The sequence below is a fragment of the Pseudoalteromonas sp. CNAT2-18.1 genome (assembly GCF_022347865.1).
GTDB classification, from domain to species: Bacteria; Pseudomonadota; Gammaproteobacteria; order Enterobacterales; family Alteromonadaceae; genus Pseudoalteromonas; species Pseudoalteromonas ruthenica.
On the sequence record NZ_JAKRFR010000006.1, the window covers coordinates 53990 to 76614 of the forward strand.

The following is a 22625-nucleotide window of genomic DNA, read 5'->3' on the forward strand; positions in this document are numbered from 1 at the left end:
CTAAAGACCCTGAGCGATGATCTCTTCTGCCAGTTTATCAGCGATAACATGCGTTGATACCTGCTCTTTTTCCGAGCGTTGGAAAATCTCCAGCAAAGTATCAAAGATGCCTTCAACGTGCTTAGTCGCATCGTCAGCATTATAGCCTTGTGGCTTGGTTTCGTAATAGACGTTGATGATGCCGCCGGCGTTAATAACGTAGTCTGGCGCATAGAGCATGCCTTTTTCACGAATGATCTCACCATGACGAGGCTCCGCTAACTGGTTGTTAGCACAACCGGCAATAATCGTAGCCTTAATACGCGGAATGGTGTTGTCATTAATGGTCGCTCCTAGCGCACAAGGTGCGTATACATCCACATCCAGGTCATAAATGTCGTCAATACCCACAGCTGTGGCATTGAAGTCATTGACTACACGCGCTACCGACTGCTCGTTAATATCGGTCACAAATAGCTCTGCACCAGCGTTATGCAAATGTTTACATAGGTCGTAGGCCACAGCGCCTAGGCCCTGTACCGCCACTTTCACACCTTCAAGGTTTTGATGACCGTGCTTGTGTTGAAAAGCCGCTTTAATACCTAAGAAAGTACCTAAAGCAGTAAACGGCGATGGATTACCACTTTTACCTTCCAAGCCCATTACATAGTTTGTTTCTTGGTGCATCATCATGACATCACCGGTGGTGATGTTGACATCTTCAGCAGAATAGTAGCTTCCGCCTAAACGCTCTAGTTGCTTACCAAAAGCACGAAATAGTGCTTCTGATTTAATGCTTTTTGCATCGCCGATGATCACAGATTTACCGCCACCGAAAGGCAAACGCGCCACAGCGTTCTTGTAAGTCATGCCTTTGGAAAGACGTAGTACGTCGGTAACGGCTTCTTCATCACTGGCATAGTTCCACAACCGGCAACCGCCCACAGCCGGGCCTAGGTTAGTGTTGTGTACGGCAATAATTGCCTTTAGGCCTGATTCTTTATCACTACAAAAAACCACTTGCTCGTGGTTATCGAAATCAACTTGATTAAAAACAGCCACTGTTATTCTCCGAACTTGTTACCCTACTTGGGTGCGCTGAAATTGCCGCAGACTCTATCACTAAGTGCTGTGCCTTACCACTATATAAGATGATAAAACCACGCATTTCCTTTGTGGTTGAATTTCTATTCACACATACAACAGTAAGTGAATATTTAATTCAAAATATGGTTAAATTAACGAACTTTAAACTATAACCAATCACCCTATGTACCACCTTTATCCACGCCCATCTGACGTTTACGTTAACGGCAACACCTATGTAAATATTTTAATACGCTGGGCGGGAATGTCGAGTTTCAAGGAGGACGGGCGCTGCCAGTCTAATCGCTGGCGACGCCCTTAACTGGTCAGAGCAGAACTTATTATTGTTCGCTCTGTGGCTGGGTGTACTTTGCCATCCACGCAAATACTTGCTGATACCAGTGAATTAAATTATCAGGGTTATGGATCCAATGATTTTCCTCAGGGTAGACCACCAGCCGCGAGTCGATGCCCTTGCGTTGCAAGGTGGTAAACGCCCCTAAACTTTGCGCATATGGTACGCGGTAGTCTTTAAGGCCTTGAGTCACTAACATCGGTGTTTGCCAATTGGCGACGAAGTTAGCCGGGTTGTACTTACTGTAATCCCCGTCTTTCGCCCAAAACGGGCCGCCCATTTCATGCTCAGCGAACCACAACTCTTCGGTGCTTTGGTGGAAGCTTGGCATATCAAACAAGCCGGCATGATTAACCAGACAGTTAAAGCCTTTAGGCCAATTTCCGGCAATCCAGTTCATCATATAACCGCCGTAGGAGGCACCGAGGGCACAGCCGTTGTTAATGTCTAACCAGGCATAATTATCGCCCACGTAATCGAGACCTTTTTGTAGGTCTTGCAGCGGCTTACCTCCCCAATCGCGGGAAATAGAGTTGGTAAACGCTTGGCCATAGCCCACCGAGCCGTGAAAATCGATCATCACTACGCCATAGCCTTGCGCCGCCCAAAGCTGAGCATTCCAACGACTGTGGAACATATTGCCGAACGAGCCTTGCGGCCCCCCATGGACTAAAAATGCCAGTGGATAGCGCTTGTTGGCATCGAACTGGGCCGGCTTAACAAGATAACCGTATACTTGTTCATCGTTAGCACCGCTGAAGCTAAATTGCTCTACGTCACCTAAAGTCACATCAGCCATTTTTTCTTTATTGACATCACTTAACTGCATTAAGCCGCTGCCATCGCGATTAATACGATAGAGCTCTTTCGGTGAATTCAGAGCATGGCGAGAAAACACGATTTGCTCGCCTACGACCTGCACGTCACCGACATAGCCATCGCTGAACACGCTACGGATATCGCCAAACCCGGTGCTGATTTCAAATAAGCTGGTCTGGCCTAAATCTTTGGCGGTGGCATAAATGGCGCGGCCATTGGCACCGAATTGGAAGCTGCTCACACTGCGATCCCACTGTGGTGCCAGTGCTTTGTTCTCACCAGTGCGCAAATCTAGCAACTGCAAAGTGAACTTGTCTGATTCAAAGCCAGGTTTTGTCGTCGCTTTATAGGCAAGGTAACGGCCGTCAGCGGAGAACTGCGGCGCTGCATCCCAAGCTTTGTTTGCTTCGGTGAGGTTGCGAATAGAGCCGCCTTCGATAGCCACTTCAAATAAATCGAAGTTTGTGCTCCAAGCATTATCCGGGGCTTTAACCTTAGCGCTGAAAACCACCTTGGTGCCATCAGGGCTAATTGCTACTTCTTCCATGCCGGAAAAAGGCTTCGCAGGAACATCAGTTTGCCACTGTGGGGTGATGTCTTTAACGTCGGTGATCACTTTGTCAGCAAGTTTAGCACTAAATAGATGACGTACTTTATCGTCATTCCAGTGATCCCAATGCCGCACCATTAAACTGTCATAGACTTGGCCGTTATGGGCCGGTGGATTGGCATCGCGCTCGATAGTGCACGCTAAGGTATCACAATCGGGATACACATCTAAGCTCAGTACCACGGATTGGTTGTCAGAACTTAAGGTGTAACCCTCGATATCCACGGGTAAGTCGGTAACGGGGCGCGCTTCTCCGCCGCTAAGGCGCAGCCGCCACAGCTGATTGGAGCCCGAGCGGGATGATAAAAAGTAGATAGCTTGGCCATCGCTAGAAAAGCGTACCGCTGTTTCACTGCTGCTGTCATAGGTTAACCGTGTCGCTTTCGCTAAATTGGCCGAGCCAGTATAACTGCTACTCATTGCTGATAAGGGCTGCAGATATAAATCGCTGCCCTCGGGCGTTTTTACACCGTAAACGAGCTGCCTTCCATCACTGGATACCGCCACACTGTGCACTTTATTGAGCTGAGTTAGTTTTTCAACGCTGAGTACTTCAGCCTGGGCGCTCAGCGCTGAGCCGCCAAGCAACATCACACTGAGGATAGAATTTATTGTTGTCATTGTTTCACTCCATAAAAAAGAGCGCCAAGGCGCCCTTCTTAACCGAACCGATGCATTACTTCAACGCACCATCCAATTCTTCAATTTTTGCTTTCCAAATTGCTGGACCTTGGGTGTGAGCATTTGCTCCTTCGCTGTCCACGGCCACAGTGACCGGCATATCTTCCACTTCAAATTCGTAGATAGCTTCCATACCTAAGTCCTCAAACGCCACCACGCGGGCCTTTTTAATCGCTTTGGCGACCAGGTAAGCGGCGCCGCCAACAGCCATTAAGTATACCGCCTTGTTGTCTTTTATTGAGGCAACTGTAGCTGGACCGCGTTCAGCCTTACCAATCATGCCAATAAGGCCGGTTTTCTCTAGCATCACGTCGGTGAATTTATCCATACGGGTCGAGGTAGTGGGTCCTGCGGGGCCGACTACTTCATCGCCCACCGCATCCACAGGGCCCACGTAGTAAATAAATTTATTGGTAAAGTCAACACCCTCAGGCAAGCCTTCACCGCTTTCAATCATTCCTTGCAAACGCTTGTGGGCCGCATCACGACCGGTCAGAATTTTACCGCTAAGCAGCACGGTTTCACCCATCTTCCAGTCTTGGATATCATCCTTGTTAAGGGTATCAAGATTAACGCGACGGGTGTCTTCGCCCACTTCCCAGGTCACTTCTGGCCAGTCTTCTAGTTTCGGCGGCTGTAAATCGGCGGGACCCGAGCCATCAAGAGTAAAGTGCACATGACGAGTTGCCGCGCAGTTGGGGATCATCACCACAGGCTTTGACGCCGCATGAGTGGGCGCGGTTTTCACCTTTACGTCTACGACGGTGGTTAAACCACCAAGCCCCTGGGCACCAATACCGAGCTTGTTAGCACGCTCAAAAATCTCCAAGCGCATTTTCTCTTCGGTCGTTTCAGCCCCTCGTTCGATCAGCTCATGAATATCCACAGGGTCCATCAACGACTCTTTGGCCAATACCGCTGCTTTTTCCGCAGTGCCGCCAATACCAATGCCTAACATACCCGGTGGACACCAACCAGCGCCCATTGTTGGTAAGGTTTTTTCTACCCACTCGGCAACATCATCGGAAGGGTTCAACATCACCATCTTGGTTTTGTTCTCAGAGCCGCCGCCTTTGGCCGCAATCATCACTTCCACTTCATTGCCTGGCACCATATCAATGTGCACCACGGACGGGGTGTTATCTTTGGTATTTTTTCGACTGCCAGCAGGGTCGGCAACTATCGATGCACGTAACGGGTTATCTGGATTGGTGTAGGCACGACGAGTTCCCTCATCCACCATTTGCTGCACCGTCATGTCGGTTTGATCCCACCGCACATCCATACCAACTTTAACAAAACAAGTAACAATGCCGGTATCTTGGCACAGTGGGCGTTTGCCCTCGGCAGACATACGAGAATTAATAAGGATCTGCGCAATGGCGTCTTTGGCCGCCTTGCTTTGCTCTTTGTTATAGGCTTTTTCTAAAGCTTGAACAAAGTCTAGCGGGTGATAAAAAGAAATATACTGCAGCGCATCGGCAATGCTGTCGATAAAATCTTGCTGGCGAATAGTGCTCATGATTAATCCTTCCTACTGGGTCACACCTTCAGTTAATACATAAGTCGGTGCGACGACTCGGTGACGTGTGCACGGTTAGACCGCGTCTTCTGATAAAGTGTAACTTATGATAACCTCCCTGCCCGTTTCGGGCTAGTTCTTCGAGTTGAAGATAATGACAAATTCGCAATTACATTGCCGTAAATTGGCGCTTTCATCCTCGCCGTGTGAGGTGTTTGCCCAATTACATCATCTCCAAGGAGCGGTTTTTCTTGACTCTGCTAGTGCAGCGCACGTCAATAGCCGCTTCGATATCTTAGTGATTGAGCCTGAAGCGACGCTCAGCGTCGAGCACAACAAGGTATACCTAGATGGCCTTGAGCTGCATCAGGACGTGTTCGCCTATATGCAGCAACGTCTAGCTGGCCTGTGCACGCAATCCCCGGCGCATGACCTGCCTTTTAGTGGCGGCTGGCTTGGCTACTTTGGCTATGATTTAGGACGCACCCTAGAGCGCCTACCCAGCTTAGCGGCGGACGACATTGCCTTGGCGCAGATGCAACTGGGCCTTTATCTTGATGCTTTAATTTACGATAAAGCGGCCAGCCAATGGTATTATATTGCCCAGCCAACGGTGGATGTCGAAGCCCGTTTACAGCGTTACCTGCAGCCACCCGCCGCCGCAAACGCAGGTAAATTTGCCTTAACCAGTGACTGGGCCTCCAATATGAGCCAAGCGCAATATGCCGATAAATTTGCAAAGATTCAGGACTACTTGCGCAGCGGCGACTGCTATCAGATCAACCTGGCACAGCGCTTCAGTGCCACATATCAGGGCTGTGAATGGCAAGCCTATCGCCGTTTACGCAGCCATAACAGCGCCCCCTTTTCTGCTTTTATGCGCTTGCCGCAAGGCTGCATTTTATCTATTTCGCCAGAGCGCTTTATCGAAGTGCACCACAATCAGGTCGAAAGCAAACCGATTAAAGGCACACTGCCGCGCAGCAGTGACCCTAAAAAAGATGAAGCCTTGGCAGCGCAGTTGGCGAGCTCCCCCAAAGACCGCGCCGAGAACGTCATGATTGTCGATTTACTGCGTAATGACCTCGGCAAGGTTGCGAAACCGGGCTCGGTGCATGTGCCCTCACTTTTTGCCATAGAGAGCTTCCCCGCTGTCCATCATTTAGTCAGTACCGTGCAGTCGCAATTGGCTGAGGGTAAAACGGCGCTCGACCAACTGAAGGCCGCATTCCCGGGCGGCTCTATCACCGGTGCCCCGAAAATCCGGGCGATGGAAATCATTGAAGAGCTCGAACCACATCGGCGCAGTGCCTATTGTGGTTCAATTGGCTACATTAGCGCCTGCGGTGATATGGACACCAGTATCACCATTCGTACCTTAGTGGCCAAAGACAACACCCTACATTGCTGGGCCGGTGGTGGCATTGTTGCCGACTCAGATGTTGCCTCTGAGTACCAAGAGACTTACGATAAGGTAAATAAAATCTTACCGGTATTGACGTGATAAAATCACCCCATGCGGCGCTCTCATGCGCTCAGGTTATTGCGCGGTTTAATCTCAGTGCCGCGCCCTCCAGCTTTGTTCCAACCCACCCAAAGCGCCGTAGCGCTGTGGTTATGCTGCTCTCAGAGTCTGAGCACGGAGCACAAGTGTTGCTGTGTAAACGCGGCGCCCACCTGCGCCATCATCCCAGCCAACTATGCTTTCCAGGGGGAAAGCAAGAGCGCGAAGATAAGACGCTTGCTCACACCGCCCTTAGAGAGCTACACGAGGAGCTAAATATAGACAGCAAAGATGTCACCATCATCGGCCGTCTCGATGAGGTGAGCACCCTCAATGATATGAGTATTACGCCGTATCTAGCACAGCTGCGCGCCGGTGCCCGTTGGCAAATTGATCAAAATGAGGTCGAAGCCGCATTTTTTGTGCCTCTGGCTGAACTATTGGCAACCCAAAACTGGCAGTCTCTGCGGGTCGAGCGGCAACAAAAAAACCTCCACTTTCGCGTTTTTAAAACCCCTTATGGTCTGCTGTGGGGAGCAACCGAGCGAATTATTGAGCGCTTTACGAAGCGCCTTGGTCCGATCAGCTAAAATTAGTGTACAGAGGATTACATCCCTGGTGTTTAACGTTATGATGGGCGCCCGTTCAAAGGCAATGTGAGTATAGATTTTATGATCAGTGCATTCGATATGTTTAGCATTGGCATTGGGCCGTCGTCGTCCCATACCGTAGGCCCAATGCGCGCATCTCGGTTGTTTGTGCAAACCCTGCAAGAGCAAGGCACACTTGAGGATGTTACCGAGGTAAAAGTAGAGCTGTTTGGTTCCTTGGGTCAAACCGGTGTTGGCCATGGCTCAGGTAAAGCTGTTATTTTAGGGCTGGCCGGGTACGACCCAGAGACGGTCGATGCCGACGCCGTGCCCGATATTTTGGCTAAAATCGAGCAAGAGCAGGTTATTTATCTCAATAAAACCCACCAGGCTAAGTTTCCAAAGCAAGGGGCGATTGTATTTCATCGCCGCAAGACCTTGCCCAAGCACTCTAATGCCATGGAGATTATTGCCTTTAAGGGTGATGAGCGCATTGCCTCGCAAGTGTACTACTCTATTGGTGGCGGCTTTATCGTCAGCGACGAGGACTTTGATAAGGAAAAGCAGGCTGCGCTGGATATCCGTGAGCAAAACCCTGCCCCCTACCCGTTCGATAACGCACAGCAACTGCTAGAGCTTTGTAAGGAATCCGGCCTGAGCGTCTCAAGCCTAATGATGGCCAATGAGAAGACCTTGCGCGACGAAGCTGATATCAAAGATGAGTTATTTCATATTTGGCAGGTGATGAAAGCCTGTACTGAACGCGGTATGCGCACCGAAGGCATTCTTCCCGGTGGCCTAAAAGTTCGCCGTCGCGCACCCAGCTTATATTTAAAGTTAAATGTTGAGAACAATAACGACCCACTGAGAGCAATGGATTGGGTTGACCTATTCGCTCTTGCCGTGAACGAAGAAAACGCCGCTGGGGGTCGAGTAGTCACTGCCCCCACCAACGGCGCCGCAGGTATCCTGCCGGCAGTACTCATGTATTACCATACCTTTATCAAAGAGGTGGATCGCGATATCGCCACGCGCTACCTGCTGACCGCAGCAGCAATTGGCATCTTGTATAAAAAGAATGCTTCTATCTCCGGGGCCGAAGTGGGTTGTCAGGGCGAAGTGGGCGTGGCCTGTTCGATGGCTGCGGGCGCCTTAACGGAAATCATGGGCGGTAACGTAGTGCATGTAGAAAATGCCGCTGAAATCGGCATGGAGCATAACCTCGGTCTCACCTGCGATCCTGTGGGCGGCCTTGTGCAAGTGCCTTGCATAGAGCGCAACGCCATGGGTGCGATTAAAGCCATTAATGCCTCACGCCTAGCCATGCGCGGCAGCGGTGAGCAAAAGGTCTCCTTGGATAAAGTGATTAAAACCATGTGGGACACCGGCAATGATATGAAAACCAAATACAAAGAAACCGCTCGAGGCGGTCTGGCGGTAAACATCATTGAGTGTTAATCGCACAAAAGAAAGGCGCCAACAGGCGCCTTTTTCATATCATGACACTGATCACTTAGCGCACTGGCAACTCAATGCTTTCAAACATCGCATCGACGTCATCTTGATTACGTAATAAGCAGGCTTTTTCAACCCGATCTTTGGTCAAGTGCGGCGCGAAACGCTCAATGAAGTCATACATGTAGCCACGCAAAAACGTTCCTTTACGGAAGCCGATTTTGGTCGTGCTTGCCTCAAATAAGTGGCTGGCATCAATGCACACTAAATCTTTATCGGTGATTTCATCAACAGCCATCGAGGCGACCACCCCGACGCCCAAACCTAAACGTACATAGGTTTTTATAACGTCCGCATCAGTGGCGGTGAAGACTATATGGGGCTCTAACCCCTGAGCATTGAACGCTTTGTCTAGTTCTGAGCGACCCGTAAAGCCAAACACATAAGTGATCAGCGGAAACTCAGCAACATCAGCAATACTAAGGTTATCGGCTTTTTGCGCCAGCGGGTGAGTTTTCGCCACCACAATACTGCGATTCCAGTGATAGCAAGGCAACATCACTAAGTCGGAATACAAGTGTAAGGCTTCTGTTGCAATAGCAAAATCAGCATCTCCACGTGCCGCTGCATCAGAGATTTGCTGCGGCGTACCTTGATGCATATGCAATGAAACCGCCGGGTACTTTTTCATAAAGCCTTGAATGACTTCCGGCAAAGCATAACGCGCTTGAGTGTGGGTGGTGGCAATATTAAGTTTACCTTGGTCTGGCAAGGTATGCTCATTGGCTACAGCCTTAATTCCCTCGACTTTGGAGAGAATCTCACGAGCAATATTGATAATGTCTTTACCGGCACTGGTTACGTGCGTCAGGTGCTTGCCACTGCGTCCAAAAATTTGCACCCCTAATTCGTCTTCCAACATACGTACTTGTTTGGAGATACCGGGCTGCGAAGTATAAAGACTCTCCGCTGTGGCGGATACATTGAGGTTGTGATTAAGCACCTCAACAATATACTTTAGCTGCTGTAGTTTCATGGTCGTTGTTACTTTCTATTATTATTTTACTTGCGATTGCACCAGGCGTTATACGCAGTGGCCTAGACCCTAATCTTCCTGGTGAATGGGAAGGCAAATCAACACCTTGAGCCCATCTTCTTATACATTTTAGCTATTGCGATTAGCTAGGCTAGCACATTTAATTATGTCTCGGTACTGTTGATTTATGTTCAAGGCTGCGATGTTCTCCTATACTCTTATTTTATTTAATGTTATTTCATGAATTTAACGTGTATTACTACCCCAACCTAGGTTCTTTCGGTTAAGATGGGTGGTAATTGGGCAACTCAATGAGTAAGAGAATCGGGGTATGATAGTCTCTATCATTATTATGTTAATTGTCGCGCTTATCGTTATTGCGGTTTGGGTAAGTGCAGTGCAACAGCATAAAGAAAAGCAAGAAGCTCAGCGCCGCCAAGAGCTCGCAAAGCAGAAAAAAATAATAGAAGAGACGGAAGAAGTGCTGGTCAACAGTGTCAATATCCCGTTATCTAATAATGTGATGATGATTCTTTATCGTCGAATTCACGATGCGCTTGCCGCCATGGTTGAGTTGTCACCCTCCTCGAAAGAGCTTAAATCTCGGCTTAATGATGCAAAAACTCGCTTAACCAGTGGCGTTGATGAGAGCGCCAATATGGGCGAGAACTTTGTTCTTCCCGATCATGACAAACAGCTTATTTCATTGATACAGGGAATAAAGAAGCTGCGTACCATCATGCGCTCTGAACACAGCAAGGGCAAAATCGATACCCCTGTGTTTATGCAAGAGGACAAAACCTTTGAGCGCCTGCAATTAAAGATAAATATTGAAAGCCAAATTAAGCGCGGCGTGGCTGCAAGAAACGCCAATATGGTTGGCTCGGCACGGCAGTATTTCGAAAAGGCGTATGCCACGATTACCGCCCTGAATTACAGCGACGACTATGTCACGAATAAGAAAAATCAGCTTGAGGATTATCTCAACGAGATCAGCTCTGAGTTGAAAGCCTCTAACGCCTCCGCCCGTAAAAAACGTGAAGAGGAAGAAAAAGACGATTTGGATGTGTTATTCGCGCCAAAGAAAAAGTGGTAACAGCGTAAATCAAGCTATAACAGATAGGCCGATATCAAACATCGCCTATCTGCTGCCTGTACCGGGCCATGCAGGGTAAATACCTTACGTAAAATCTGCCCACTACCTTCAATCATTGAGCCATACATACCATCCAGCTGTGTGTGCGAACACCCAAACCAAACTCTCCATAATGCTGCGCCGGTACGCAGGGCTAGCCATGATCTGAGTGTGCTGAAGTACAACTACGAAGTGCGACGTCAAGGAGCGACAATTGACAATAGAGGCTGGTTTTTTGAAGCTCGTTGGCTCATACAAAAAATAAAGGCACAGCGTCATAGCTGTGCCTTTTTAGCTGTTATATATGACCTTGCTTACTAAGATAAAAACATGAACTTAAGCAAAAATAGTACTGTTAGAATCCACACACTCAAGCTAATCTCCGCCCCCTTATTACACACTAATTTCACCGCCGTATAGGCGATAAAGCCAAGGGCAATGCCGTGGGCAATGGAAAAAGTTAACGGCGTCATCAACAGCACCACGGCAACTGGAATCGCATCTGTCATATCATCCCAATCAACCAGCTTAAGGTTTTGCAGCATGAGCACCGAGACATACAAAATCGCACCCGCTGTTGCATAAGCTGGAACCATGGCTGCCAAAGGAGCAAAAAACATCATCAGTAGGAAGCAACAGCCCACCACCACAGCTGTTAAGCCTGTACGCCCACCCACTGACACACCGGATACCGACTCGATGTAGGAAGTAGTCGTAGAGGTGCCAAGCATAGAGCCTGCAATTGTCGCCGTACTATCGGCACTCAGTGCTCGACCCAAACGTGGCATACGCCCTTGCTCATCGGCTAAGCCAGCTTTTTGCGTTACCGCCACTAAGGTGCCTGAGGTGTCGAACAAATCCACAAACAAGAATGCGAAAATGACACTGAGCATGGACAACTCTAGCGCCGAGGCAAAATCTAATTGCATAAAGGTAGGAGCGATGGACGGTGGCGCTGAGATCACCCCTTGATATTCAACCAGCCCCAGAGATAACGCAATGCCTGTTACCAACATGATACTGATCAATACGCCGCTTTTGATATCACGATACAACAGCGCCGCTATTACGAAAAAGCTCAGGATAGCGAGCAAAGGCCCACTGCTGGTAATATCACCCATCTGTACGAGCGTGGCTGGACTGGCAACAACAATACCCGCGTTTTTCAGTGCAATAAGCGCCAGAAAAGCGCCAATCCCCGTGGCGATAGCGCGCTTAAGTACCAGTGGAATGGCATTGATTATCCACTCTCTGACCTTAAATAGGCTCAACGCTAAAAAGATACACCCCGACATAAATACCGCCGCTAAAGCCGCCTGCCAGGTGTAACCCATGCCTAATACTACGCCGTAGGTAAAAAATGCATTCAAGCCCATGCCTGGCGCTAATGCCAACGGATAATTCGCCCAAAAACCCATAATGAAGCAACCGATAGCAGCAGCAATACAGGTCGCTACAAATGCTGCCCCTTGGTCCATTCCCGCCTCTGCTAGCATTGCTGGGTTGACAAACACGATGTACACCATGGTGATAAAGGTCGTGAGTCCTGCGATAACCTCGCGTTTAACGGAGCTTCCATGCGATTTTATTTTGAACAGTCTTTCGAACATAGGAGTAAACAGTGATACGTAAAATAGAAGCGGCGGATACTAGCATAAATGCGGACAAATGACCGCATGTTTACACAGCAATGTTGGCACTGAAATAAAGCTTTAGCTTCTTCGGTATCGCTAAGCGTTTAAAGCAACGAACAAGACGTTTAAAAAAGAAACAAAAAAAACTTGCACTGAATAACTGTATAAACTACTGTATACATACACTGTATAAAACACTGTATATGGTTCACAAAATCCACAGCGAGGCAATTATGTTACATACAGCAAGTGTTCGTCATGTTAAAAGCTATCAGCAAGATAACCCTAATGTGATTAATATCGTAAAAACTGAGGATGAGATCTCTGCAACATTTGAGATGCTTAAAATCGTTCATCGTTACAATCAAAATAATGGCTGGACGCTATTAGTCGCCCCTGACAATGTACCTAGCCGCCACCTATTGGACGCGTGCTCTATCGACACGAATAAATTGCTGGTAATTCGGGCTAAACATGTTGTTGATATGGAATACATGCTTAATTGTGCGCTGCAAAATGGCCGTTTTGCGGCGGTGATCACCTGGACGGATATTTTAAAACAGCAACAACTCGAAGCCTTACAACTTAATACCCACCAAGCTAAAGCACAGCTTTACTGTTTCACTACCGAGCATAACGCCAGCGAACAAACAACTGTGCCCTCGCAGTTACAAGTCTGCTAATATAGTGGCGTGATTCCTTGTAGTTAGAAAATGCGATGTGCCATTGTGGATTGCCGCAGCCTTTTGCTGATTGCTGCGGCCGGTTTGTAAGTAGAGCTATTGATGCCCCCGACGCCCAGAGCCTGATGCGCTCTCGTTATAGTGCATTTTGTGAACAAGCTATTGATTACTTATGTTTTACCTGCTCAGAGAAAGCCCTAGAACAAAACCCCAGAGAGGAAGTGGCTGAATTTGCCCAAGCTGCGCATTTTGTACGCTTACACATAATGGATTATGAGCCTGGCGATGCTTTGGCCTATGTTGAATTTAAGGCTTTTTACATCATTGCCGATACCCTTCACTGTATTCATGAACGCTCACAGTTCATTCAACAGCACCACCAGTGGAAATACGACAGCGGGCAGTTGTTTGAAGCCGCTGATGTAAAGCTTAAACGCAACGATCCCTGCCCATGCTTAAGTGGCAATAAATTCAAAAAGTGCTGTATGCCTTGATGTGATGCCGCCGCCCGGTGACAGCTTTAGGTATTCGCTTAATTAGTACAAGAACCCCTTGGCTCGCACCTGCTATTGCATCCTGATTAGCGCGCTCTGACTGGCCAAACGCTATTATACGCAGGCCACTACGCGTGTGCTAAAGACGAGGACTTATTTATATCCACAAGTTGATCGTAAAAGGCTGCACTATCCATTTGCGGCTCGTTCAGTGGCTCATATTGGCGATGATGTTTTGCCTGTACGCTCGGATCGCAATTATCAATTATAGGTAGTGGAACATAAGTTTTGTCGTCTCGCACTGCCAAAGGCTCGGGGGTTAGACACTCTTTTAAGCGCAGAGTTGTCATTGAGCTTTGCGCCAATAATGCCCTGTCATGCTGAGCTCTATCTATGTGGTAATCCGGTAATGCCGTTGGTTTAGAAGGCGCAGCGCCCAACTGCAATCGCAACTGCTGCTCATCCACTTGGTGAGATTCTAGTTCCGATTTGGGAAGGTGAAACTGGGCAAAATCGAGTGCATCTGCTGATAATGATGCTAACAGCCAAGCAAAGTCTCCACGACGGGCCTCATGGACACTGCGACATAATTGCGAGTCCATTTGTAGTTCGTTACGAATGACGGGCTTAACTTGCATAAACTTTATTCAACCTGAATTACTTCTAAGCAGTTATCGGCCTTTTTTCAGCTTTCTTTAGTTTTTTTCTTTACTTGGACTCTGAGTTTGCTATTATCGCCGCCGTTGTTTAGGAGGGGTTCCCGAGCGGCCAAAGGGATCAGACTGTAAATCTGACGGCATTGCCTTCGCTGGTTCGAATCCAGCTCCCTCCACCACTTAACAACACACATCATTCTATTGGAGGGGTTCCCGAGCGGCCAAAGGGATCAGACTGTAAATCTGACGGCATTGCCTTCGCTGGTTCGAATCCAGCTCCCTCCACCACTTTTCTATCGTACAAAATCCAACAGATGTGCATTCTCTTTAAGCCATAATCGCGCTTGGTCGGTATGCTCGTAGTAGCCATTAACCAGTGCCCAAAATTGATGGCTGTGATCCATATGTACACGGTGCGCCAGCTCGTGAACAATGACATAGTCAATAACCCAATGCGGAGCTCCTGCCAACAAGGTATTAAAACATAACTCACCGCGCGAATCGCAACTGCCCCAACGACGCTTGTACACTTTAACACTAATGCCGTTAGCGGCGATATTCATCACCTTTTGCCACCGCATTATGCGGGCCGATAAGTGATCAGATAATTCATCGTGCATCAGTGCCAATAGCTGTTGATTAAAATAGCGCTGGCGATGCTTCACTCGCTTACTGATTACGATGTTTATCGATTGGTTATCTGTCTGCTCAAGTGGGCTCTCGCTTACCTCTATTGCACGTAATTCACCGAAAAACATAATGCGACGATGTAGCCAAGGGTTATACCTTGCCGCTTCAATATCAGATTGCTTATGTAATTGTTTGTTTATCCACGCCTGTTTGCTCTCAACGAAGTCTGCAATGAAATCACGACATGCCTCATAAGGCGCTTTCACACTCACTTGCTGATTTTTGACCACCAAAGCGAGCGTTCGTCGACGGCTGTAGTGCACATCATATTGCCTACTCATATTAAACCTTTGTTGTAATTACTTGAACTAAAAGGGTTTGCCAAACAATGTGCTAACATTAAGTACACCCTTTGCACCGCTACTAATATGATACCGTAATTACGCCCTTGGGTAAGCTTGCAGCGCACTCATAAATAACTAAACTCAGCCGACGCTGCGCTGATAGAACAATCAGTGTCATTGTAAGATACAGGGCGCTTTCAATTTTGTGCGCGACACGTGGTTTTTCACTGTGCTAGGCTGTGATTGCCACTTGGCATCCGTTGTTGGAGTATCGAAGTACTTTATGCTTTCTCAATTTTTTATCACCGACCCTGCTCCCGAATTGCTGGTTAATGGCAGCTATGATTGGGCCTTAGTGTTACTTTCGGTCACTGTTGCTATTTTTGCATCTTTCTTTGCGCTGCAATTAAGGGAATTTGCTCAACAACAACGCCACACCCCATTTTATCGCATGGCACTGCCAGCAAGTGCCGCCGCTTTTGCCGCTGGCGTGTGGAGCATGCACTTTATCGGAATGCTGGCATTTAGCCTATGCGTCAGCGTCGACTATGATTTCACAGTGACGGTGGTATCATTCATCCCTGTCTTTTTAGCCACTGCCTTAGGGTTCCATTTACTCAGTACGAACAATCCATCTCGAGCCAAGCTTGCGCTCAGTGCCCTGCTGTTGGGCGCCGGCATAGGGATTATGCATTACACGGGCATGGCCGCGATGCGCCTAGGGCCGATGCTAGGCTATGACCCACTTTGGTTTGTTGTCTCTGTATTAGTGGCGGTTATTCTCGCATGGCTCGGCCTGGCCGCTCATTTATATTTACAACCCACAGGGCGCAGCACTTTAGGGCAAACCGGTTATCGTATTCTCAGCGCCATTGTTATGGGCTGCGCAGTCTCTGGCATGCATTATACCGGGATGCAAGCGGCACGATTTGTGGCCCAATCCCCGGTGTACAGTGAGCTCACCGATAATAGCCATGTAACCGATCTCGCTCTGAGTATCGCTATTGTAAGCCTCTTGCTCAGTGGTCTCATTGCTTTATTGCACAGTGTGATGCGCTATCGCTTGGCCCTTCAGCAACAACTTATCACTCAATCACGCCTTGAAGCGGTCCTCAATACCGCCGTCGATGGCATTATTACCATTAGCGCGAAAGGCCAAGTACTGAGCTTCAACGCCGGAGCCGAACGTATACTCGGGTATCATCGCGATGAAGTGATTGGCGAAAACGTAAAAATGCTGATGCCACAAGAAATCGCTAACCAACATGATAATTACTTAAGTGCCTACCAAAGTACCGGCATTAAAAACATTATTGGTTCCGGACGTGAGGTCAACGCCGAACATAAAAATGGCGCGCTGATCCCCATTCGTTTGGGGGTTGGTGAAGTCGCTATTCCCGGACAAAAGCGCATGTTTGTAGGTTTTATTACTGACTTGAGCGCACAAAAGGCGATGCAAAATCAGCTTGCCCAACAAGAGCGTCATTATCGCACTTTGTTAACTAATATGCCCGGCGTGGCTTTTCGCTGCCGTTTAGATAAGCATTGGAGCATGCTCTACATTAGCCCCATCGTGAAACAATTAACCGGCTATGATGACCAGCAGTTTATCGACGGCAGTGTTAACTTTGACATGCTTATCTCTGCGCAGCATAGCGACTATGTGCGCGAGCAAATATACAGCGCACTTGCACAAGGAAAAAAACACTACTCTTTTGAATACCAAATACAGTGTCGCGATGGCAGCCGTAAATGGGTGATTGATAAGGGAACATTTGAGCATACCGAAGGAGAAGAGCTTTTCATTGCAGGCGTATTGGTCGATATCAGTGAGCGCCAACAAATGGAGCAAGCGCTTGTAAAAGCGAAAGAGAAAGCCGAAGCTGCGGCGGAGACAAAGCAAGCCTTTTTAGCCAATATGAGTCATGAAATACGCACGCCCATGAACTCCATCATTGGCTTCTCTGAAGTGCTGCTAGATAGCCCATTGAATAAACAACAGCGTCAGCAACTCACCAACGTATTGCAATCTGCACGTTCTTTATTGCATTTACTCAATGATATTTTAGACTCGGCCAAGCTTGAGCAAGGTAAAGTGAGTATTGAGTCAGTGCCCTTTAATTTGCTGGCTCTCGTCGACTCTGTGGTCTCCAGCTTCTATCACAGCGCTGAACATAAACAGCTCTCGGTCGCCCTGAATATGGATAGTAACCTCGGTGAGCACTATCGCGGCGATCCGCAGCGCTTACGTCAAGTATTAGTCAACTTAATCGGCAACGCAGTAAAATTTACCGAGCAAGGCAGTGTCACCATCAATGTTCGCGGCGATAATCAAGGTGTCTATTTTGAGGTGGTTGATACTGGCATTGGTATCGCCCCCGAGCGGGTGAGTGCTATTTTCAACCCCTTCGAGCAAGCAGACGACAGTACCACGCGGCGTTTTGGCGGCACCGGTCTAGGCACTACCATTAGCCGCCAGCTCGTACAACTTATGGGCGGGGATATAGGCGTCACCAGCACCTTGGGCCAAGGCAGTACATTTTTCTTTACCCTGCCCCTAAAACAGGTGGCGGGCGAGCACGTTAATGAGCAGAGCTCATTGACCCCACTTAGCGAAATGCCTAAATTGCGAATACTGGTGGCTGATGATGTACCGCAAAACCGCGAGCTACTGCAACTACGCCTAACTAAACTCGGTCATCAAGTAGAGGCAGCTGATGACGGCGAGCAAGCAGTGCAACTGGCCACAAGTAATAATTATGACATTGTGTTGATGGATATTCATATGCCCAAGTGTGATGGTCTCCAAGCAACCCGACAATTGCGTCAATATGAGCAGCACAACGAGGTTGCTACAACGCCCGTTATTGCTTTAACGGCCAGTGTCATGGGCAGTGACCGTGAAGCGGCTAAAGCCGCTGGAATGGACGGCTTTGCCAGCAAACCTGTGGTGCTGAGCGATTTACTAACGGAAATAGCCCGCGTTCTCGATATCGATTTGGCTGCACATGTATTCGCACAAACTAACGCCACTGCCCACGACAGCCAACAGCTGGTCAATGAAGCCCAAGGAGCGGAGCTGTGGGGTTCAAAAGCGCATTACCTCAAGGAACTAAAGCACTTCTATAGGCAGCGCAATGAGCAGCTGCGAACACTGAGTAAGTATAATCAGCTCAGCGCCGAACAGCTTGTTGACGTGCATACATTAAAAGGATTAGCCGGTAATCTAGCCCTGCCCAAATTAGCCGATACATTAAAGTCGATTGAACGACAAAAGCAGGTTCAAGACCCTCATCGGTTTGCCTTATTCAGCTGTATTGATGAGCTCTATCAATATCTGCAAAACCACACTGACACGCCTAGCAAAGCCGTGAGTAATCACCATAGCGATGAGGACTTTAAGCAATTATTGCGGGAGGTTGCGCAGTTATGCGATAACTTTGAATATGATAGTGAACACAGTGAACAACTTATTGCGGCAACGCCACAACAATGGCATAAACAAGTAATGGATATCGCAAATCTCATTAACGAATTCGAATTTGCGGCGGCTAAGGCCGCTATTGAGCAATTACTTGAGCAACTGCAGAGTGTGCAACATGATTGAGACACAAAAGCCGACTCTCCTAGCTGTAGATGATGAGCCGACGAACCTTAAGGTTTTAAATCAAGTATTAGGAAACGACTATCGCCTTATATTTGCAAAATCAGGGCCTCAAGCTTTGGAATTAGCTCATAGCAAGCAACCCGCGCTCATTTTACTTGATGTTATGATGCCAGATATGTCTGGCTTTGAAGTATGTGAACTGTTAAAGCAACGGCCAAGTACGCAGGCTATTCCGGTTATTTTTGTGACCGCCATGCAAGACGAAGTAGATGAAACGCAAGGCTTTGCCAAAGGCGCGGTTGATTACATTACTAAGCCAATCAGCCCAGCAATCGTCAAAGCGCGGGTTAAAAATCATTTGTCTTTAGTGCAAGCTGACTTACTCAAAGCCGCGCAACTTGAATTGATCCAAAGGCTGAGTCATGCAGCCGAGTACAAAGACAATGAAACCGGACAACACATAATTCGTATGAGTCGTTATTGCCACATCATCGCGCGCGCTTATGGCTTTAATGAGGCCCATGCCGAGTCGTTGCTGCTTGCGGCGCCAATGCATGACATTGGCAAAATCGGTATCCCCGATAATATCCTTCTTAAACCCGGGCGCTTGGATCAAGACGAATACCGGCAAATGCAAACTCATGCCAGCATTGGTGCGGATATCTTGGCAGGTTCAAGCTCTGCATTAATCCAACTTGCCCATCGACTTGCTCTTGAGCACCATGAGCGCTTTGATGGCAACGGCTACCCAAATGGCTTACAAGGCGAAGAGATCTCCATAGAGGGCCGTATATGTGCCATTGCCGATGTATTCGATGCACTAACTTCGAAGCGGCCATACAAAGAACCTTGGCCAATCGACAAAGCCGTGCAGTTACTTCAAGAAGAGAAAGGCAAGCACTTTGACCCCGAACTGGTGGATATTTTTATGGCTTGTTTGGACGATATTCTTGCTGTTAAAGCACAGTATCCAAGCTAGAGCAGCTCAGCAACGGCCTCATATTCATAACAGGTAATTTCATGGACATTGCCGCTGGGATCACGAAAGTACAATGACCAAGATACCTGATGATCGGCTCGCGTGACCTTGATATCGCAATCGTGCAGGTGCTGTTGCCAGTGCACAAAGGCTAACGCATCGCAACGAAACGCGATGCCGTTGCTTTTTTTATCACCAACGAATAAAGCCAAGCAAATCGACTTTGCCTGATCTTGCAGCATAAGCGGTCCATCGTGTTGCTCTTCAAACCAAAAAGCCAGCTCGGGGACGATATCAAAACCCATTACTTGACGATAAAACGCCAATGCAACCTCAATATCATGCACTTGTATATGGCAATGGTGTACGCCACGCAATAACGGTGGGTTACTCATAGGCAATACCTATCTCTTCGCCGAGTTGGCGTAAGAAATCGTGCATGTACTGCGTGCGCTTATGTGCTTCATATCGAGCACTGGCCGTGTTCATGCTCTGACCTATGTGCAATAACTTCACAAAAAAGTGATCAAGGGTGTATTTACTGTCATCAGCTTGGCGGTTCTTACAAAACGGATCCTGGGGGTGATATAAGCCACGACAAATCGCCCCGCCTACTTTCATGCAGCGACTCACTCCCACTGCGCCAAGGGCATCCATACGGTCGGCATCTTGTACTATTTGCGCCTCTAAAGTGGTGGGTGTGACATTGGCACTAAAGCTATGGGCGACAATAGCATGGTGAATAGCATCGAAATAGCGACTGTCATAATGGATACTGTGCAAAAAGCTTAACGCCTTGTCGGCTGCCATGGTCGATGCCTTCGCTCTGTCCGGATGGTTTTTCGCCACCGCAACACAATCGTGCAGCCACGCCGCAGGCAGCACCACTTCAATCTTGGCATGCTCCTGTTCACACAAAGTTTTCGCCACCTGCACAACGCGTTCAATATGCGTAATGTCATGAGCTGAGTCGGCGCTACCGCAACTGAGAATAAAATCGCGACATTGTTGTTCGATTTCTTGCATAGTATTCATTATTAAGAGTTTATGTGATGACAATAAATCACTCATCGGCTATTGGCAAAATTAATTTGAGAAAGCGCCTTAAGATGCCTAGAATAGCGCCTCTCAAACCAACGACCTAGCGTGTCAACATGCCTTGCGGTGGGTATTCAACTGCCTCAGTGCACAGCAGCTTCAACATACTCACTCTAGGAATTATTAGGAGGCTCAATGGCCGGTGCGATTTATCTTCAAGCAGGACGCGAAAAATCACTGAAACGTAAACACCCGTGGATCTTTTCAAAAGCAATTAAGAAAACCAAAGGCAACCTCGGCCTAGGTGACACGGTCACCGTTTACGACAGTCAGGGAACATACTTGGCTACGGCCGCTTATAGCCCACAGTCACAAATTCGCGCTCGGGTATGGAGCTTTGACGAGAAAGAATCTATCGACCAGGCGTTCTTCTACCGCCGTTTAGCTCGGGCCCTTGATGCCCGCCAGCACACTATTGACGAAGGCCAGTTAACCGGTTTCCGCCTATGTGCCGGTGAATCTGACGGCCTTCCTGGAGTAACAATAGATAAATTTGATAACTACTTAGTCTGTCAGTTGTTAAGTGCCGGTGCAGAGCGTCACAAAGGTGAGATAGTCGCCGCGTTAATGGAACTGTTCCCTTCTTGTCATGTTTACGAACGCTCAGATGTCGAGGTGCGTAAAAAAGAAGGATTAGCGCCAACAACCGGCGTGCTATCTGGTACGGCGCCAGAGCACCCGGTGTTGATAAAAGAAAATGGCCTCACCTGCGAGGTAGATATTCTGCAAGGCCATAAAACCGGCTTTTATCTCGACCAACGAGACAGCCGCGCCGCCCTAGAGCGCTTCTCCAAAGACAAGGAAGTATTAAATTGCTTTTGTTACACCGGCACGTTTGGTTTATATGCCTTGCGCGGTGGCTGCTCTAAGGTGATCAATGTCGATGTATCACAGCAAGCCCTCGATATTGCCAAACGCAATGTACAGCACAATGACTTAGACTTAGGACGCGCTGAGTTTGTCAAACAAGACGTATTTAAGCTACTTCGTGAATACCGCAGCGAAGGACGCACCTTTGATACCATCGTCATGGATCCACCCAAGTTTGCCGACTCTAAGGCGCAGCTCAACGGCGCATGCCGAGGCTATAAGGATATCAATATGTTGGCGATGCAGCTGCTTAAGCCAGGCGGCACTTTACTGACATTTTCGTGTTCAGGACTCATGGAGCAAAACTTATTTCAAAAAGTGGTCGCCGATGCTGCCCTAGACGCCAATAGAGAACTACTCATTGTCGAGCGCTTAAATCAGGCCGCCGATCACCCTATCGGAGGCGCTTACCCTGAAGGCTTTTACCTCAAGGGGCTGATCTGCAAAGTGTATTAACGCTTTATCTTAATTAATATCGAGCATTTCCACGCCAATGCAGTACTGTCCCTGGTCGTCTTGCGTACAACGCACGACCTGGGTCAGCGCTTTAAGTGGCGGCACCGACCCATCGGGTGAGTTGATATCCACTTTTACCGTGGCGCCCGGGTCGATGGGTTCATCAACCAGTAACTGCATACCAGTGGCGCTCAAGTCGCGGCAGGTTGCCGTTAACTGCAAATATTTATCATTGTGTGATACCTCAAGCTTTGCTTGAGCATTCACCATCATACGCATAAAGCCGCGCTTATCGTCATCATAAAGCATTGTTGTTCTCCTTTTGTGCTTTACAGCAGCCGATCGCAGGCCTATCACTACCTACGCATGCCGCAGTTGGGGTCGCACCACAAAGCCCATCTA

The 22625-nt window shown here is 48.2% G+C and carries 19 protein-coding genes and 2 tRNA genes; 11 read left to right on the forward strand and 10 right to left on the reverse strand.

Annotated features, from left to right (window positions below):
* The 3 genes from MHM94_RS13960 to MHM94_RS13970 form a co-directional block, all read right to left on the reverse strand.
* The gene (locus tag MHM94_RS13960) at nucleotides 1-1041 is read right to left on the reverse strand and encodes a Glu/Leu/Phe/Val dehydrogenase (protein ID WP_045978088.1); all 1041 of its coding nucleotides are present in this window, start codon (nucleotides 1039-1041) and stop codon (nucleotides 1-3) included.
* A 365-nt stretch (nucleotides 1042-1406) separates the two neighbouring features.
* Nucleotides 1407-3470 (reverse strand): S9 family peptidase, encoded by a 2064-nt coding sequence (locus MHM94_RS13965; protein WP_235419652.1) that lies wholly within the window; start codon nucleotides 3468-3470, stop codon nucleotides 1407-1409.
* 55 nt (nucleotides 3471-3525) lie between these two features.
* Complete coding sequence (locus tag MHM94_RS13970; protein ID WP_022945861.1) at nucleotides 3526-5052, reverse strand: fumarate hydratase; 1527 nt, start codon at nucleotides 5050-5052, stop codon at nucleotides 3526-3528.
* Nucleotides 5053-5206: 154 nt separating this feature from the next.
* On the opposite strand from MHM94_RS13970, the gene pabB reads away from it, so the two are divergent.
* The 3 genes from pabB (at nucleotide 5207) to MHM94_RS13985 (ending at nucleotide 8604) form a co-directional block, all read left to right on the forward strand.
* Nucleotides 5207-6556, forward strand: a complete 1350-nt coding sequence (pabB, locus tag MHM94_RS13975) for an aminodeoxychorismate synthase component I (RefSeq protein ID WP_235419653.1) — start codon at nucleotides 5207-5209, stop codon at nucleotides 6554-6556.
* Entirely contained in the window at nucleotides 6553-7146 is a 594-nt protein-coding gene (locus tag MHM94_RS13980) for a CoA pyrophosphatase (protein ID WP_052698093.1), read from the forward strand. Before pabB ends, MHM94_RS13980 begins: the two co-directional genes overlap by 4 nt.
* Nucleotides 7147-7227: 81 nt before the next feature.
* The gene (locus tag MHM94_RS13985; protein WP_022944049.1) at nucleotides 7228-8604 is read left to right on the forward strand and encodes an L-serine ammonia-lyase; all 1377 of its coding nucleotides are present in this window, start codon (nucleotides 7228-7230) and stop codon (nucleotides 8602-8604) included.
* A 55-nt stretch (nucleotides 8605-8659) separates the two neighbouring features.
* Here the strand turns inward: MHM94_RS13985 and cysB are convergent, their stop codons facing one another.
* Entirely contained in the window at nucleotides 8660-9637 is a 978-nt protein-coding gene (gene cysB, locus MHM94_RS13990; protein WP_022944048.1) for an HTH-type transcriptional regulator CysB, read from the reverse strand.
* A 331-nt stretch (nucleotides 9638-9968) separates the two neighbouring features.
* On the opposite strand from cysB, the gene MHM94_RS13995 reads away from it, so the two are divergent.
* Nucleotides 9969-10733, forward strand: a complete 765-nt coding sequence (locus MHM94_RS13995) for a hypothetical protein (RefSeq protein ID WP_022944047.1) — start codon at nucleotides 9969-9971, stop codon at nucleotides 10731-10733.
* Nucleotides 10734-11089: 356 nt separating this feature from the next.
* Here MHM94_RS13995 and MHM94_RS14000 read toward each other — a convergent pair whose 3' ends face one another.
* Complete coding sequence (locus MHM94_RS14000) at nucleotides 11090-12382, reverse strand: NCS2 family permease (protein WP_138548919.1); 1293 nt, start codon at nucleotides 12380-12382, stop codon at nucleotides 11090-11092.
* Nucleotides 12383-12639: 257 nt separating this feature from the next.
* Between MHM94_RS14000 and MHM94_RS14005 the strand changes: the two genes are divergently transcribed.
* Together MHM94_RS14005 and MHM94_RS14010 are read left to right on the forward strand one after the other, a co-directional pair.
* A complete protein-coding gene (locus MHM94_RS14005; RefSeq protein ID WP_026110985.1) occupies nucleotides 12640-13089 on the forward strand; it encodes a SulA-like leucine-rich domain-containing protein in 450 nt (149 codons plus the stop codon).
* Between the two features lie 125 nt (nucleotides 13090-13214).
* On the forward strand, nucleotides 13215-13583 hold the full coding sequence (locus MHM94_RS14010) for a YchJ family metal-binding protein (protein WP_235419654.1): 369 nt from the start codon (nucleotides 13215-13217) through the stop codon (nucleotides 13581-13583).
* 128 nt (nucleotides 13584-13711) lie between these two features.
* On the opposite strand, the gene MHM94_RS14015 is transcribed toward MHM94_RS14010, so the two are convergent.
* On the reverse strand, nucleotides 13712-14221 hold the full coding sequence (locus tag MHM94_RS14015) for a VC2046/SO_2500 family protein (protein ID WP_235419655.1): 510 nt from the start codon (nucleotides 14219-14221) through the stop codon (nucleotides 13712-13714).
* A gap of 112 nt (nucleotides 14222-14333) precedes the next feature.
* Between MHM94_RS14015 and MHM94_RS14020 the strand changes: the two genes are divergently transcribed.
* Both MHM94_RS14020 and MHM94_RS14025 read left to right on the forward strand, forming a co-directional pair.
* Nucleotides 14334-14418 (forward strand) — tRNA-Tyr (locus MHM94_RS14020).
* A 24-nt stretch (nucleotides 14419-14442) separates the two neighbouring features.
* Nucleotides 14443-14527 (forward strand) — tRNA-Tyr (locus MHM94_RS14025).
* 5 nt (nucleotides 14528-14532) lie between these two features.
* Here the strand turns inward: MHM94_RS14025 and MHM94_RS14030 are convergent.
* Nucleotides 14533-15210, reverse strand: coding sequence for a YgjP-like metallopeptidase domain-containing protein (locus tag MHM94_RS14030; RefSeq protein WP_235419656.1), 678 nt, complete (start codon nucleotides 15208-15210; stop codon nucleotides 14533-14535).
* A gap of 286 nt (nucleotides 15211-15496) precedes the next feature.
* Between MHM94_RS14030 and MHM94_RS14035 the strand changes: the two genes are divergently transcribed.
* Both MHM94_RS14035 and MHM94_RS14040 read left to right on the forward strand, forming a co-directional pair.
* The gene (locus MHM94_RS14035) at nucleotides 15497-18820 is read left to right on the forward strand and encodes an MHYT domain-containing protein (protein WP_235419657.1); all 3324 of its coding nucleotides are present in this window, start codon (nucleotides 15497-15499) and stop codon (nucleotides 18818-18820) included.
* A complete protein-coding gene (locus MHM94_RS14040) occupies nucleotides 18813-19799 on the forward strand; it encodes an HD domain-containing phosphohydrolase (RefSeq protein ID WP_151172943.1) in 987 nt (328 codons plus the stop codon). Before MHM94_RS14035 ends, MHM94_RS14040 begins: the two co-directional genes overlap by 8 nt.
* On the opposite strand, the gene MHM94_RS14045 is transcribed toward MHM94_RS14040, so the two are convergent.
* Both MHM94_RS14045 and MHM94_RS14050 read right to left on the reverse strand, forming a co-directional pair.
* On the reverse strand, nucleotides 19796-20194 hold the full coding sequence (locus MHM94_RS14045; protein ID WP_235419658.1) for a VOC family protein: 399 nt from the start codon (nucleotides 20192-20194) through the stop codon (nucleotides 19796-19798). The genes MHM94_RS14040 and MHM94_RS14045 overlap by 4 nt on opposite strands.
* Nucleotides 20187-20870, reverse strand: a complete 684-nt coding sequence (locus MHM94_RS14050) for an HD domain-containing protein (RefSeq protein ID WP_053911592.1) — start codon at nucleotides 20868-20870, stop codon at nucleotides 20187-20189. Before MHM94_RS14050 ends, MHM94_RS14045 begins: the two co-directional genes overlap by 8 nt.
* Nucleotides 20871-21032: 162 nt before the next feature.
* Between MHM94_RS14050 and MHM94_RS14055 the strand changes: the two genes are divergently transcribed.
* Entirely contained in the window at nucleotides 21033-22223 is a 1191-nt protein-coding gene (locus tag MHM94_RS14055; protein ID WP_235419659.1) for a class I SAM-dependent methyltransferase, read from the forward strand.
* 9 nt (nucleotides 22224-22232) lie between these two features.
* Here the strand turns inward: MHM94_RS14055 and MHM94_RS14060 are convergent, their stop codons facing one another.
* Nucleotides 22233-22532 carry a PilZ domain-containing protein gene (locus MHM94_RS14060; protein WP_022944035.1) on the reverse strand — a complete coding sequence of 100 codons (300 nt, stop codon included), beginning with the start codon at nucleotides 22530-22532 and terminating at the stop codon, nucleotides 22233-22235.
* Between the last annotated feature and the right edge of the window lie 93 nt (nucleotides 22533-22625).

Coding starts and splice junctions, on each gene's coding strand:
- MHM94_RS13965 (WP_235419652.1), bottom strand. CDS start 3,470: ATGACAACAATAAATTCTATCCTCAGTGTGATGTTGCTTGGCGGCTCA.
- MHM94_RS13970 (WP_022945861.1), bottom strand. CDS start 5,052: ATGAGCACTATTCGCCAGCAAGATTTTATCGACAGCATTGCCGATGCG.
- pabB (WP_235419653.1), top strand. CDS start 5,207: ATGACAAATTCGCAATTACATTGCCGTAAATTGGCGCTTTCATCCTCG.
- MHM94_RS13985 (WP_022944049.1), top strand. CDS start 7,228: ATGATCAGTGCATTCGATATGTTTAGCATTGGCATTGGGCCGTCGTCG.
- cysB (WP_022944048.1), bottom strand. CDS start 9,637: ATGAAACTACAGCAGCTAAAGTATATTGTTGAGGTGCTTAATCACAAC.
- MHM94_RS13995 (WP_022944047.1), top strand. CDS start 9,969: ATGATAGTCTCTATCATTATTATGTTAATTGTCGCGCTTATCGTTATT.
- MHM94_RS14000 (WP_138548919.1), bottom strand. CDS start 12,382: ATGTTCGAAAGACTGTTCAAAATAAAATCGCATGGAAGCTCCGTTAAA.
- MHM94_RS14005 (WP_026110985.1), top strand. CDS start 12,640: ATGTTACATACAGCAAGTGTTCGTCATGTTAAAAGCTATCAGCAAGAT.
- MHM94_RS14010 (WP_235419654.1), top strand. CDS start 13,215: ATGCGCTCTCGTTATAGTGCATTTTGTGAACAAGCTATTGATTACTTA.
- MHM94_RS14015 (WP_235419655.1), bottom strand. CDS start 14,221: ATGCAAGTTAAGCCCGTCATTCGTAACGAACTACAAATGGACTCGCAA.
- MHM94_RS14030 (WP_235419656.1), bottom strand. CDS start 15,210: ATGAGTAGGCAATATGATGTGCACTACAGCCGTCGACGAACGCTCGCT.
- MHM94_RS14035 (WP_235419657.1), top strand. CDS start 15,497: ATGCTTTCTCAATTTTTTATCACCGACCCTGCTCCCGAATTGCTGGTT.
- MHM94_RS14040 (WP_151172943.1), top strand. CDS start 18,813: ATGATTGAGACACAAAAGCCGACTCTCCTAGCTGTAGATGATGAGCCG.
- MHM94_RS14045 (WP_235419658.1), bottom strand. CDS start 20,194: ATGAGTAACCCACCGTTATTGCGTGGCGTACACCATTGCCATATACAA.
- MHM94_RS14050 (WP_053911592.1), bottom strand. CDS start 20,870: ATGAGTGATTTATTGTCATCACATAAACTCTTAATAATGAATACTATG.
- MHM94_RS14055 (WP_235419659.1), top strand. CDS start 21,033: ATGGCCGGTGCGATTTATCTTCAAGCAGGACGCGAAAAATCACTGAAA.
- MHM94_RS14060 (WP_022944035.1), bottom strand. CDS start 22,532: ATGCTTTATGATGACGATAAGCGCGGCTTTATGCGTATGATGGTGAAT.